Origin of the sequence: Alteromonas sp. 07-89-2, assembly GCF_013113925.1 — a bacterium.
GTDB lineage: Bacteria > Pseudomonadota > Gammaproteobacteria > Enterobacterales > Alteromonadaceae > Alteromonas > Alteromonas macleodii.
Genome location: NZ_VTYM01000002.1, coordinates 17,237 through 31,624, shown reverse-complemented (window position 1 = coordinate 31,624; position 14,388 = coordinate 17,237). Strand labels below are relative to the sequence as shown.

Below are 14,388 nucleotides of genomic sequence, written 5' to 3'. Positions count from 1 at the left end.
AGAGTTTAAATAAAATCTTTTAAACGGACAATGAGTATAGAATACATTTGTTTAAATTATAAACAATTTTTGTGTGAATTTTATCTTACACTCTCTACGTCGATTAAATTGTAGAACTTATACGTTAGTAATCAATGGACTAAATACTGGTCGGATGTGATGCTTTTTGAGCAAAAAGTGTACAGTTTATATCCACATGTTGCACACATTTTATCCACGTGATGAAGCGTTGTTAATGTATACCCTTGTTAAATATATAGACATACTTTCATTCATGTAAGTTATGTTGAAAACAGACGGTTGTACCATGCCATTATCCTTGTAGTATGACGTCAACGTTCATGCTAAATATGCGTGATACTGACTCTAAAAACAGGCTCTTACATTAATACGAGGATGGATTATGCAATCATTTTCTACTTTTATTCCCCCTGAACGGACTTTGATGGGTCCAGGACCATCCGATGTTAACCCCAGAATTTTAAACGCCATGGCGAGACCCACCCTGGGCCATCTCGATCCATTATTCATTGAGTTAATGGACCAAACCAAGCAGCTTTTACAGTATGCGTTTAAAACTGAGAATGCACTTACTATGCCTATTTCTGCTCCGGGCTCAGCAGGAATGGAGGCATGTTTTGTTAATCTTGTAGAACCAGGCGATAAGGTACTCGTGTGTATTAACGGCGTATTTGGCAATCGAATGGTCGAAAACGTAGAGCGTTGTGGTGGTGAGGCTATTACCGTCAACAATACATGGGGCGAGCAAACTGACCTTAATGTGGTAGAAGACACCCTTAAAGCCAATCCGGATATTAAGATCCTTGCCTTTGTTCACGCAGAAACATCTACGGGCGTACGCAATGAAGCCAAAGCGCTTTGCGAGCTGGCTAAAAAGTATGATTGTCTTAGCATTGTTGATGCAGTTACCTCTCTTGGAGGTATCGAGTTAGATGTTGACGGTTGGAGCATTGACGCTATTTATTCAGGTTCACAGAAGTGTTTGAGTTGCGTGCCGGGTATCTCTCCTGTTTCATTTAGTGAAAGAGCAGTTAACGTTATTCAAAACCGAGAAACGAAAGTGCAAAGCTGGTTTCTAGACATGAACTTGATTGTTGGTTATTGGGGGCAGGGCGCCAAGCGTGCCTACCACCATACCGCACCTGTCAACAGTATGTACGCTATGTACGAAGCACTTCTGATTTTAAAAGAAGAAGGCTTAGAAAATGCGTGGCAGCGTCATGCTTTGGGTCATGAAAAACTTGCGCAGGGTCTAAGTGAACTTGGGTTAGAGCTAACGGTAGACAGTGCTTATCGTTTGCCTCAATTAAATGTAGTTAAAATTCCAGACGGCGTAGACGATGCTGCCGTTCGCAAGCAATTGCTTGAAGATTTTAATTTAGAAATCGGCGCCGGTTTAGGCGATCATGCCGGTAAAGTATGGCGAATTGGTCTTATGGGATATGCATGTAAACCCCGTAATATCGATCACTGCCTTGCTGCGTTGCGCACTGTGCTTAAGTAAAACGCTTAGCGCCTTTTAATCTTTTCGGTCAACACGTTCAGCGAGATGCTTAGCTGAACGGTTGGCTTTTAATCATTTAGCATATAAAACCCATCTAACATCGCGCTTTGATATCAGTTTGCATAGATCATTACCCACTCAGTGAGATTTAAAATCTTCGTAATCACGCCGTGTTACCGCAGGTATAGTGGCACTACATCAAGTTGACTGGTATTACTTATCCATTTTTTGGTCTTGCCTCATAAAAAGTACATCTCGGCGAAGTTATATCTCTTCTCGTCTCAGTTCAGTGCTAAGATTTCGTTTATTGCGTATATTCATAAACTATTCAGTTTTAAATATTTATCCTTTAGGTAACGTAATTAAAAGGCACCATAAAAAAGGAATCTCTATGAAAATGATCACGCGTACTAATACTTATTCGACAGCTAAAAGTGTAGTTAAAAAAGCATTGTTAGCATCATCATTTATTGCCTTATCTGCACCTATGGTTTCCGCACAGGCCGCACAAGAAGCGGTTATAAATGTGCAAGGCGTAGGAGCGGTAGAAGTGACACCAAACGCTTATTCAGTCACACTCGTTGTTGAAGAAGAAGGTAATACAGTAGGTAAACTGAACACTCAGCTTGATTCGGACCTCCGCTCTATTGTTAAGTTCTTGCTTAATCAAGGTATAGATGAAAAGCACATTCAGAGTATGCAAGTACGCTTACAACCTCGCTATATCAATACGCCTCAAGGCCGTCAGCAAGAAGGTTTCACGTTGTCACGAGATATCACCGTCACATCTACTGACCTTGAAACTTATGACAAAGTATTAGATGGCGTGCTTAAACGAGGTGTTGATCGCATACAACAATTCAACTTTATTTCAGTTGGTGAAGGCGATGCCTATCAAAAAGCACTTATCTCTGCGGTAAAAGACGCAAAGCAACGTGCACAGTTATTAGCAAAAGAATTAGAGATTGAAGTAGGTGAAGTTGTTGCAATCTCAGAATCTGGTGGCAATATGCCGATTCCAGTAATGCGCGCAGAAGCTTTTGCCAAAGACATGTCTATGTCTTTACCTGGCCAAGAGCGCATAGAAGCGCGTGTTAATGTGTCTTTTAACATTGTTCAATAGCAGGAAATTCGTTTGAAAGAACAACAGTACGGTCAGTTAATAAACCAAGCAAAAAGCTTGGTTTCTGGCGAGCACGATCTTATCGCTAACATGGCAAATATAAGTGCGCTGCTTTTCAATAGCCTCGAAGAGGTGAATTGGGCAGGTTTTTACCTTTATAAAGAAGAGCAGTTAGTACTCGGTCCATTTCAGGGGCAACCAGCATGTATTCGCATTCCACTTGGAAAAGGCGTTTGCGGAACGAGTGCAAGTACCAGAACTGTTCAGCGTATAGCAGACGTTCATCAGTTCGAAGGACACATTGCCTGTGATGCTGCGTCAAACTCTGAGATTGTTGTTCCACTAGTGCTAAACGATGTGCTGGTTGGCGTACTTGATATCGACAGCCCTGTTTTTGAACGCTTTACCGAAGAAGACGAAAAAGGGCTCGTTGAAATTGCTCAAATTCTTATGGATTCGCAGAAATAATTATGAAATCCAGTGTTGATATTCACGTTGTTTTATCCACGTATGAGGATATGGAAGACTTTCATGATGACCCAGATGAGGCATCTGAACGTTTAAATTTCATCTTACATGCGGTGTACGACAATGCAGAAGAAGATATTGAAACACAGCGTTTAGAGCAAATTTTGCACTACGCATGGGAATCTTGGCAACAAGATAAGCATTTATTAGAAATAGATGACGACGAATTGCTTGATTGGGTTGACCACACGCTGGCAACTTGGGATGATGCAAGTAACGATGAAATCTCCTGAATAATTTAGAAAGTTAATGGAATCACCAGAGAAGTTTACCAACAGTAAGGAAGTGATAGCTTTCCTTGCAGAGACCTTTCCGAAATGTTTTAGCATTGAAGGCGAGGCCCGCCCACTTAAGATCGGTATTTTTCAAGATCTTGCCACACGTTTAGAAGAAGAGGAACGCGTTAGCAAAACCTTACTTCGTTCTACACTACGACATTACACCAACAGCTGGCGCTATCTTCATAGCATCAAAGAAGGTGCAAACCGTGTAGATTTAGACGGCGTTGAAGGCGATGCAATTGAAAAAGAACACGCTGATCATGCGCAGCAGCAGTTAGAAGAAAGCAAAGCAAAAGCAGCTGAAAAGCGCAAAGCTAAGCTAGCTCAGCAGCCTAAGCGAAAAGATAAACGTCAATTTAATCGTCCAAAAGGTGAAAAATCTGCAAATTCGGACCATGCTGATACTAAGCGCGGAACTAAACCGAAAAATAACAGACCAAACAATACACCACCTGCGAAATTGACAGATAGCGATTTACAGCAAGGTACGCAAGTTACCGTTAAATTAGGTAAAGCACCTATGCCTGCAGTAATTACCGAAGTAGCTAAAGATGGCATTCACGTTCAATTAGACTCAGGCATGGTAGTTAAAGTAAACGCAGACGCTTTACGTTTGGCACGCTCCAAGAGGTCGTAAAATATGAGAGACATCCTTCGAATTTCCATCGCCAGTGCTTTTCTTACCGTTGGGGTAGGAGCAGGCGCAGTTACGTCAACACCAGAGGTAGACGAGCTTCCCATTTTACAACAGGAATCTCAACACAGTGTTGCAGCTAAGCGAGTAAGCGCACTCTTTACCAGGGCGCACTACAAGGAAATTTCGTTGGATGATGCACTCTCAGCTAGAGTTTACCAGCGCTTCATCGATTCATTAGATCATAATAAACAAGTGTTATTGCTGTCTGATGTTGTGGGTTTTGAGAAATACCGCACATTGTTTGATGATGCGCTGAGTAAAGGCAACCTCTCTGTTGCCTATGATATGTATAACGTAAGCGCAAAACGACGTATTGAGCGTTATGAATTTGCACTTGCGCTGTTAGAGAAAGGCCCGTTCGACTTTGAAAAAGAAGGCGATAAGTTCTTTTACGACAGAGAAGATGCTGAATGGCCAGCTAATAAAGCTGAGCTGGATGAAATTTGGCGTCAACGCGTTAAATACGACGCGTTGAATCTAATACTTGCAGACAAAACGTGGGAAGAGGCGAAAGAGCTTCTTACCAAACGCTATACACGAGCGATTAAGCGCACTAAGCAAGCAAAGAGCGAAGACGTTTTTCAAACTGCAATGAATGCATTTGCACGTACAATTGAAGCTCACACCAGTTACTTATCTCCACGTAACGCTGAACGTTTTCAAATGGACATGAACTTGTCGTTCGAAGGTATTGGTGCAGTATTGCAAAGCGAAGATGATTACACGGTAATCAAAAGCGTTGTACCTGGCGGTCCTGCAGACGAGTCTGGCGCAATAAAACCAGAGGATAAAATTGTTGGCGTAGCACAAGACGACGAAGAGTTTGTTGATGTGATTGGTTGGCGATTGGACGAAGTGGTTGAGTTAATTAAAGGCCCGAAAGGAAGTACTGTTCGTCTACAGGTTGAAAAAGGAGCCACGGACGCGAAAACCACGTCGGTTGTGAGCCTTACTCGCGATAAAATTAAGTTAGAAGATCGCGCAGCCAAATCGGAAGTATATGTGCCAGAGACTGGTCCTCACGCGGGTGAACCTCTAGGTGTAATCACCATTCCAAGTTTTTACAACAACCTTAGTATGGATGTTGCTAAAGAAATAGAAAGCTTGAAAGCGCAAAACGTTAAAGGCGTTATCGTAGACTTGCGCGGTAATGGCGGTGGTTCTCTAACCGAAGCAACGTTACTTACTGGCCTATTTATCGAAAAAGGCCCGGTGGTTCAAATTCGATACGGTCAAAGCAAAGTTAGCGTTAACCGTGATACAGATGGCGAAGTGGCTTATGATGGCCCGTTAACCGTATTAGTTGACAGATATAGCGCGTCTGCTTCAGAGATTTTTGCGGCAGCGATGCAAGACTACAACCGTGCTCTCATCGTAGGTGAACAAACCTTCGGGAAAGGGACAGTGCAGCAGCATCGCGGTTTAGGTAAAATTTATGACCTTTACGACAACCCATTAGGTAGTGTTCAGTTTACTATCGCCAAGTTCTATCGCATTGACGGCGGCAGCACACAGCATAAAGGCGTTATTCCTGACATTCTTTATCCATCGGCGGTTGAACCAGCTGAATGGGGAGAAAGCCAAGCGGAAAATGCGTTGCCATGGGACAGTATCAATCGCGCTAACTATACGACGTTTGCAGACGGTACTGCTGCGCTTGATGTTTTAACAGCGAAGCACAACAAACGTATTTTACAAGATCCTGAGTTTTCTTATATCCAAGACGACATAAAGGAATATAAGGAAAATAAAGACAAGAACTTCATCTCATTAGTTAAATCTGTACGTGAAGGCGAGAAGAAAGAGGCGGAAGAGAAGTCGCTTGCTCGTGCTAACGAACGTTTACAGCGATTGGGAATGGAAACTGTCACAACATTGGACGACCTACCTGAAGATATGGAAGAATTAGATCCATTCTTGGACGAGGCAGCCAATATTACTTTCGATATGATCGAAACAGGCCGTTACGCTATCACAAGAAATTAAGTGATTAGAAAAAAGGGCTGGTCTAGGGCCAGCCCTTTTTTTGTGTCTATAAATTATTAAAACAATAATAAAGGGAAATAACATGGCTATCAGAGGCGAATTTTCCTCTCGAATAGGGTTCGTGCTAGCAGCGGCAGGCTCGGCAGTAGGACTAGGTAATATTTGGGGCTTTCCTACAAAGGTAGCAAGTAACGGTGGCGCAGCATTTGTTCTCGTATACTTACTGCTGGCTTTTGTACTCGCTTATCCCGTACTTATGGCAGAACTTATAATCGGTCGTAGTTCACGTTCGAATATGGTTGACGCTTTAGGTAAAATATCAGGCAATTTCGTCGGAAGGCTAACGGGCATTTGGGGCTGTGTTACCGTGTCACTTATCCTTGCATTCTACGCTATTGTAGGCGGATGGATGCTGGTTTATTTCGCCGATGCAGCCGTAAGCATGGTGGGATTTACGAGTGCTAGCGACTGGCTACTCACTTCATCAGTTACGCGTAACATTATTTTCTGCTTCTTATTCATGGGCTTAACTGCATTTATCGTTGTCGGAGGTGTAAAGTCCGGCATTGAGAAGTGGTCGGTGCGTTTGATGCCTACATTGGTTATTCTCATTCTTGCACTGATTGTTTATGTGAGCCTACAGCCTGGTGCCGTAGAAGGTTGGTCAGCATATTTAGTACCTGACTTCTCTCGCGTTCTAGACCCAGACTTATTAATTAACGCCATGGGACAAGCCTTTTTTTCAATGTCTTTAGGTGTGGGTACCATGCTGGTTTATGGTTCATACTTAAGTAAAAATGAAAATCTACCTAGCATTGGTGCGTCGGTAGCGCTTGTCGATATCGGTGTTGCGGTTATTGCGGGTATGCTTATTATCCCGGCCATGTACGTTGCATTAAACAACGGCGTTGAAATCTTCACACCTGAAGGCGCGTTAATCCAAGGTGACACGCTGATTTTCAAAGTACTACCAGCACTGTTTGATACCATTGGTAGCGTAGGTCTTTTCGTTGCTTTTACCTTTTTCGCGCTAATGGCGATTGCTGCCGTCACGTCTTCAATTTCAATGTTGGAAGTTCCCGTTGCGTTTATGGTGGAAAGTAAAGGTCTTCAACGTAAAAAGGCCGTGTTATTAATGGCATCGGTCATCTTTGTATTAAGCTGCATCATCATTTTAAATTTTGAAACCTTGTTCGGCTTTGTTATCGCATTAACTACCGAGTATAGCCAACCGTTACTAGGACTCGCCTTGTGTATTTTCGCAGGTTGGGTGTGGCGCAGAGATGCAATACTCGATGAACTTAAACAAGGTGATCAGTTTGCTGAACACAGCATTTTCTGGAAGATTTGGCCTTGGTACGTACGCTTTGTGTGTCCCGTTATCATTGCGCTTATGTTTTACCGCTCAGTCTTCTAAAGCATTCTGGTAAAAAGCGGACAGCACGCTTAACGCGTTACAAATACAATAATAAGGTTTTAAAAAACGACAATGACGAATAAAGAAATAAAAACGCCGTCACTTCTCGATGCAATGCTTCCTATTCTTGCGTTAGTCATAATGATGGGAAGCGCAGTTTATTTGTTTGCCGATAACTCTTCTTACGGTCCAAACCAAATTGCACTTCTTTTAGCGATGGGCTTAGCTGCTATCATTGGAATGAAAAATGGCTACAGCTGGAAAACTATCGAAAAGGGCATTGTAGACGGTATCTCAATGTCTTTAGGTGCTTGCTTAATTCTGTTAGCGGTAGGTTCTCTTATTGGCACATGGATGCTAGCCGGAACCGTGCCTACGCTTATCTATTTCGGTTTAGAGTTGCTTAACCCCTCGTTTTTCTATGCTGCCGCTTGTCTGATTTGTGCGGTTGTTGCAATGAGTATAGGTAGTTCTTGGACTACCGCGGCGACTGTGGGTGTTGCGCTAATGGGGGTTTCTGCAGGCATGGAAATGTCGGCAGCCATAACCGCCGGCGCAGTAGTATCAGGTTCGTACTTTGGCGATAAAATTTCGCCCTTATCTGAAACAACAAACTTAGCGCCTGCCGTTGCGGGCACGGATTTATTTGAGCACATCCGTTACATGCTTTGGACGACGATTCCGAGCTTTGTTATTGCGCTTATTCTATTTACAGTACTGGGCTTTAGTGAAGTGGGTGAGGCCAAAGCAGAACGCATTGAGCAGATGCAACTTTTGTTAAACGAGTCTTTTGACTTAGGTTGGCATTTGTTAATTCCCCTTGTCGTTTTGCTCACCTTAGCGATTAAAAAGATGCCTGCGTTTCCAGCTGTTTTTATCGGCGCTTTGTTAGGTGGAGTCTGGGCAGTTGTATTCCAGTGGGATGTGGTTACTTCTATGGCAAATGGTGACGACTCGGTGAATGTAGGTGCGTTGAAGGTAGTTTGGACCGCGCTATTCGATGGCGTAAGCTTCTCAACACCTGACGAGAACTTAAACAGCTTGCTTTCTCGTGGTGGCATGTCTTCTATGTTAAATACTATTTGGTTGATCATCTGTGCAATGTCGTTTGGTGCCGTATTAGAGCGTGTTGGCCTATTAAAGCGTGCAGTTTCTGCCATATTAATTGGTGCAAAATCCGCAGGAGATATGGTGAGCAGAACCATTCTTACTTGTTTTGGTACCAACCTGGTTACTGCAGATCAGTATATTTCAATCGTGATGCCAGGCCGTATGTACAAAGAAGAATTCAAAAAACGTGGTTTAGACCAATTGAATCTTTCTCGCAGCCTTGAAGACGGCGGCACACTTACGTCTCCACTTATTCCTTGGAACACCTGTGGTGCTTACATGCACAGTGTTTTATTAGTCAATCCATTTGATTACGTATTCTATGCATTCTTCAACGTAATCAACCCGATCCTTGCTGTTATTTATGCGTATTTAGGTATTAAGATTTTACGTATTACGCCACCGCATGTTGAAGTAAACAGCAAAGATACGGTTTAACACAGAGTTCCAATTAAACCCACGTAGGCTTTCTTCCAGGAGGATCTATGTCAGTTCAAGCTAAACGCCGGGCGGATTACCAGCCGCCCGCTTTTTCAATAGCGACAGTTGACCTACATATAACGCTACACCCAACGAAAACCAAAGTTATCAGCACGTTGTCCGTCACTCGTAATGGCGCGCACGATAGTCCATTAGTACTAGATGGCGATAATTTATCGCTAGATTCTATTTCTATTAACGGTACGCACCTATCTGATAATGAATACACGGTAACAGATAGCGCCTTAAGCGTGGTTACTGAACTTGATGAGTTCGTCTTAGAAATTACCAATACCATTGCCCCTGAGCACAACAAAGCGCTGGAAGGCTTGTATTTATCAGGTGGTGCCTATTGCACGCAGTGTGAAGCGGAAGGGTTTCGTCGCATTACGTACTTCATGGACCGCCCGGATGTTTTGTCGGTCTACACAGTGACGGTAGTTGCCGACAAATCAGTACCGATGCTTTTGGCCAATGGCAACCCAGTGGACAAGGGCGAAGTTGACGAAAATACGCATTTTGTTAAATGGCACGATCCACATCCAAAACCTTGCTACCTTTTTGCTCTAGTTGCCGGTGACTTCGATTTACTCACCGATAGCTACACCACCACTAGCGGTAAAGAGGTTGCGCTAGAACTTTATGTTGATAAAGGCAAAAAGTCTCAAGGTATTTTCGCATTAGAATCTCTCAAACGGGCGATGAAGTGGGACGAAGATGTGTTCGGGTTAGAGTACGACTTAGATATCTACATGATTGTTGCCGTCGATTTCTTCAATATGGGAGCGATGGAAAACAAGGGCTTAAATGTATTTAACAGTAAGTTTGTATTAGCCGATCAAAAAAGTGCCACCGACGATGACTTTTTTAATGTTGAGTCGGTTATCGCGCACGAGTACTTCCACAACTGGACCGGCAACCGGGTTACTTGTCGCGATTGGTTCCAGCTAAGCCTTAAAGAGGGGCTTACTGTATTTAGAGACCAACAGTTCAGCGCTGATATGACTTCGGCGTTAAGTAATCGTATAAAGCACGTTCGTGTTATGCGAGAACACCAGTTTGCAGAAGATGCGAGTGCAATGAGTCATCCAATTCGTCCAGAAGAAGTCATTGAAATGAACAACTTCTACACGGTGACGGTTTATGACAAAGGCGCTGAAGTTATTCGCATGTTCCACACATTATTGGGGCCTGACGGATTCAGACGTGGTATGGACGAGTACTTTAGAAGACACGACGGTCAGGCTGTCACCTGTGATGACTTCATTTCAGCAATGCAGTCTGCTACTGATTTAGATTTAACCCAGTTTACCCGCTGGTATAGTCAATCTGGTACGCCAGTGATTTCTGTCGCACACAGCACTGAGGTCGATGATGATGGCATTGTTAAGCATAGCTTTACATTGTCACAGCACACACCTGCAACCTCCGATCAGAAAGAAAAGCTTCCTCTATATATTCCTGTAAATATCGAGATTATTGATGATGAGGGGAAAAGCTATACAGACAACGAGTCGTTAATTCAAAACGGCATGGTCATTTTAAAAGATGATGCTATGCGTTTTACTGTAGAAGCCAAAACTACTAATTTAACACCTGTAGTATTGGGTAACTTCTCAGCGCCAGCGAAAGTAGAAAACCCATTGGGGACAGAGTCTTTACTTACTATATTTAAGCATGCGAAGGATCCATTTAATCGTTGGGATGCAATGCAAACGTTGTATGACCGCTGTGTGAAGCAATTAGAGGAATCGCCTGGGTCTGGTATCAGTAATGAAATCTGGAACGGTATCAAGCAAGCGATTGCCCAAGAGCAGAACAACCTTGAATTGCTGAGTGAATGTTTAGTCATACCTTCGTTTGAGACACTGTGCCAAAGCCGAAGTAACATAAACGTTTCCGCACTTTCGAAAGCGAGAAAAGCGTTCTGCGACCAGTTTGCTCGCGCACTCGAAAAAGAGCTAAAACAAGTCTTCGAAAATATCGAGAAAAGCGCGTATTGCTACACGCAAGAAGCGGTGAATCAACGTCGCTGCAAAAATGTCGTGCTTGCACACTTAGCGCGGTTACCCCAACACGAGCATATTGTGGTTTCTCAGTTTGAAACCGCTGATAATATGACAGATACGCTAGGCGCGTTGAGAAGCGCACAACACTGTAGCGCCACCACTTTCGACAGTTTGATGGCTCAGTTTGAGGAATCGTGGAATCATGACCCGCTTGTTTTGGACAAATGGTTCGCACTCCACGCTACACAAAATCGAGACGATATCTTTGCGACTATCACAATGTTATGTGAGCACCCTCAGTTCGCAATGAGTAACCCGAACCGTGTTCGTTCTGTTATTGGTAGCTTCGCTTTCTATAACAGCGAAAGGTTTCATGCACTCGATGGCAGTGGATATAAATTTGTAACCGACTACTTACTTAAGCTCGATGCGGTCAACCCACAGGTTGCCGCCCGTATTGTAACGCCACTGACGCAATGGCAGGGCTTTGCAAGCGAGCATCAGGTTCATATGAAGCAACAGCTTGGCCGTTTGCTTAATCATGAAGGTTTAAGTAAAGATTTGTTTGAGAAAGTAAGTAAAAGCCTTGCTTATGACAAGCATTAGCCAAACTGACTCGGTTTTTTACTTTTCAATAAATGCACCTTACAAGCAATGTGAGGTGCTTTATATTCCAACTATGCCAGATGTGGTCATGGTCAGTGAATCAGGCCTAAGCGTCCAAGTACCGACCAACCGGCTCAGGCAATTTGTTACGTCTGATGGTATTAAAGGTCGTTTTAGGATGATTATTGATGCCAACAAAAAAATAAAATCCTTTGAAAGGCTCGCATAGAGCCTTTTTTGTACGCGACGAATTACTCTCTTTTACACGAGCTTTCACCACTCCCATATGTAACACTTATGCGTTTTCTTCTGTCATTGAGCGTTCCAAAATACTTAACGCAACAGTTTCGCAATATTTCTGTACATTTTTCCTGCAAGTTTATAAATGCCTTTTATACTCACAATAAAGCAATAACTATTTGATACGACTAATGTTGTAAATTTTGTTAACTGGTAGGATTAGTTCTTGCGGTTATGGCAAAATGATGTAATGATTTTGTTAATCGTTATGGTTGGTCATGATGTCACGTATTAAGTCACATCGACTTGGGAGTATAAAAATATGAAAAACGGGCCTAGCGCTTTTAAGATATCACCGGTAGCAGCGGGAGTTCTCTCACTGCTAGGTGCTGCTGCAGTACCAGCACACGCTGCGAATTGGCAAGTGGGTGATGTAAGTATATCTTTAGATTCAACATTTACATTAGCTACAAGTATTCGAACAGAGGCAAGAGATTACGACCTTATAGGTAACAGTAACCATCCTCAATTCGACTGGAGCGGTTATCACGCAGCTTTCAACCCTTTATACCCAAGTGGCGACGTGTGGGGTTTAGCAGATGGCGGTTATTCCACCAATGGTGACCTTGGTAACCTTGCACACGATCCAGGTGACGCGTTTGCAACGCAAATTTCAGGTACTCATGAATTAGATATCAATTTTGGCGACTATGGTTTCTTCGCCCGTGGTTTCTGGTTCTACGACTTTGAGCAAATGGACGGCGACCGTCCATACTCTAACCCAATAACGGGTAACCAATACGACTTGTGTCAAGACCCTGAAGCAGAAGACCTACTGTGTACCGATGTACGTCTTTACGACGCATTCTTCTATGGCGACTGGTGGATTGGCGACAAACCACTTACGCTTCGTGTAGGCCGTCAGGTGATCAGTTGGGGTGAAAGTACATTCATCCAGCACGGTATTAACACAACGAACCCTGTTGATGTAACACGAGCTCGTGCTCCAGGTGCAGAACTTAAAGAAGTATTCCTTCCAGTAGGGATGGTGTACGCGTCTTTAGGTTTGACTGACACAGTGAGTATTTCTGGTTATTACCAGTACGAATGGCAGCGCAGCTGGCTTCCAGTTTCTGGCAGTTACTTCGCGGGCAACGATTTTGCAGGTGAGGGCGGTCAACGCCAAAACGTCCAGCTTGGTTTCAGTGGTAACCCAGACATCGACTTAGATCACCTTCTCACTGCGTTAAACGGATACGGTGATTTACTTCGCTCTGGCGCTAATCCAGAGGACATTTCGCAAGCCTACCTTGCTTATCCAACCAAAGTGGCTATTCGTGGTTTTTCTGACGCAGCGCACAACGACGCCGACGATCAAGGTCAATACGGTTTACGCTTGACGTGGTTTGCCGAGAATTTGAATGAAACAGAGTTTAGTTTCTATCACATCAATTACCACAGCCAACGCCCGCTTATTTCAGGTAAGACATCAGACTTTACTGCTGAAGGTATTGGCGCAGATCTCGCGTTCCTAGCATCTAATACCGTTACTCGCGACAACATCACTGAACTGGGTGCATTTACACAGTCAGAGTTCTTCTACCCAGAAGATATCAAACTCTATGGTATGAGCTTTAACACTAATATCGGTACTACGGCTCTTGCGGGTGAATTTGCTTACCGCGTGGATGAGCCGCTTCAAATCGATGATGTTGAATTGCTGTATATGGGGATGCCAGAGCAATTGGCAAATGCGGGGCTACGTCCAGACTTAGCGGGTATCTCCCAGCTCAACAACATTGGTCGTGCAGTAGGACCAGGCGAGACAGCGGAAGGTTATCTATTCTCTGATACATGGCAAATGCAGTTTACTGCCTCACACGTATTTGGCCCTAAATTTGGTTCTGACAACTTCGTACTATTAGGCGAAGTAGGCTATGTGAACGTTGTAGATATGCCAGATCCGAACGTAATTCGCTTAAATGCGCCTGGTACAGCACGTACGCCGTCACTAGAGCCTATCAATGGCAATAGTCGTGAAGGTTTACACCAAGCGCTATCAGGCGGACCAGAGACTAACCCGTTTGCTACTGACGATGCGTGGGGTTACCGTTTACTTGCTGTTGCTGATTACAACGACATCATGGCCGGAATTAACTTACGTGCTCGTGCAACATTCTCTCACGATGTAGAGGGTACAACACCAGACCCTCTATTCCTTTTCACAGAAGATGTTAAGTCTGCTGCAATTTCATTGACGTTCGACTACCTAAGCAAGTGGTCAGCAACAGCGTCGTACAGCGCTTTCTGGGGCGGTATTGGTACTACTAATGCGCTATCAGACAGAGACTTCGTTTCATTTAACATCAAATATGCAATCTAAGAG

The 14,388-nt window shown here is 43.6% G+C and carries 11 protein-coding genes; all 11 read left to right on the top strand.

The window, feature by feature from the left end; translation table 11 throughout:
• Positions 1-403: 403 nt before the first annotated feature.
• The 11 genes from F0261_RS01510 to F0261_RS01460 all read left to right on the top strand — a co-directional run bounded on the left by F0261_RS01510 (position 404) and on the right by F0261_RS01460 (position 14,385).
• Positions 404-1,525, top strand: coding sequence for an alanine--glyoxylate aminotransferase family protein (locus F0261_RS01510; protein WP_041449846.1), 1,122 nt, complete (start codon positions 404-406; stop codon positions 1,523-1,525).
• A 391-nt stretch (positions 1,526-1,916) separates the two neighbouring features.
• Positions 1,917-2,648: an SIMPL domain-containing protein gene (locus F0261_RS01505; protein ID WP_014979336.1), complete on the top strand. Its 732-nt coding sequence runs from the start codon at positions 1,917-1,919 to the stop codon at positions 2,646-2,648.
• A 12-nt stretch (positions 2,649-2,660) separates the two neighbouring features.
• Positions 2,661-3,116 carry a GAF domain-containing protein gene (locus F0261_RS01500; protein WP_014949540.1) on the top strand — a complete coding sequence of 152 codons (456 nt, stop codon included), beginning with the start codon at positions 2,661-2,663 and terminating at the stop codon, positions 3,114-3,116.
• Between the two features lie 2 nt (positions 3,117-3,118).
• Positions 3,119-3,409 carry a hypothetical protein gene (locus tag F0261_RS01495; RefSeq protein ID WP_014949541.1) on the top strand — a complete coding sequence of 97 codons (291 nt, stop codon included), beginning with the start codon at positions 3,119-3,121 and terminating at the stop codon, positions 3,407-3,409.
• Positions 3,410-3,425: 16 nt separating this feature from the next.
• Positions 3,426-4,094, top strand: a complete 669-nt coding sequence (gene proQ / locus F0261_RS01490) for an RNA chaperone ProQ (protein ID WP_014949542.1) — start codon at positions 3,426-3,428, stop codon at positions 4,092-4,094.
• Positions 4,095-4,097: 3 nt separating this feature from the next.
• A complete protein-coding gene (gene prc / locus F0261_RS01485; RefSeq protein ID WP_014949543.1) occupies positions 4,098-6,140 on the top strand; it encodes a carboxy terminal-processing peptidase in 2,043 nt (680 codons plus the stop codon).
• Between the two features lie 82 nt (positions 6,141-6,222).
• Complete coding sequence (locus F0261_RS01480; RefSeq protein ID WP_014949544.1) at positions 6,223-7,557, top strand: sodium-dependent transporter; 1,335 nt, start codon at positions 6,223-6,225, stop codon at positions 7,555-7,557.
• Positions 7,558-7,629: 72 nt separating this feature from the next.
• Positions 7,630-9,105 carry a Na+/H+ antiporter NhaC gene (gene nhaC, locus F0261_RS01475; protein ID WP_171337039.1) on the top strand — a complete coding sequence of 492 codons (1,476 nt, stop codon included), beginning with the start codon at positions 7,630-7,632 and terminating at the stop codon, positions 9,103-9,105.
• Between the two features lie 47 nt (positions 9,106-9,152).
• A complete protein-coding gene (gene pepN, locus F0261_RS01470; RefSeq protein WP_171337038.1) occupies positions 9,153-11,762 on the top strand; it encodes an aminopeptidase N in 2,610 nt (869 codons plus the stop codon).
• The gene (locus F0261_RS20070) at positions 11,749-11,991 is read left to right on the top strand and encodes a DUF2835 family protein (RefSeq protein WP_039227708.1); all 243 of its coding nucleotides are present in this window, start codon (positions 11,749-11,751) and stop codon (positions 11,989-11,991) included. The genes pepN and F0261_RS20070 overlap by 14 nt, the downstream gene beginning before the upstream one ends.
• Positions 11,992-12,324: 333 nt before the next feature.
• The gene (locus tag F0261_RS01460) at positions 12,325-14,385 is read left to right on the top strand and encodes a DUF1302 domain-containing protein (protein ID WP_171337037.1); all 2,061 of its coding nucleotides are present in this window, start codon (positions 12,325-12,327) and stop codon (positions 14,383-14,385) included.
• Positions 14,386-14,388: the final 3 nt, after the last annotated feature.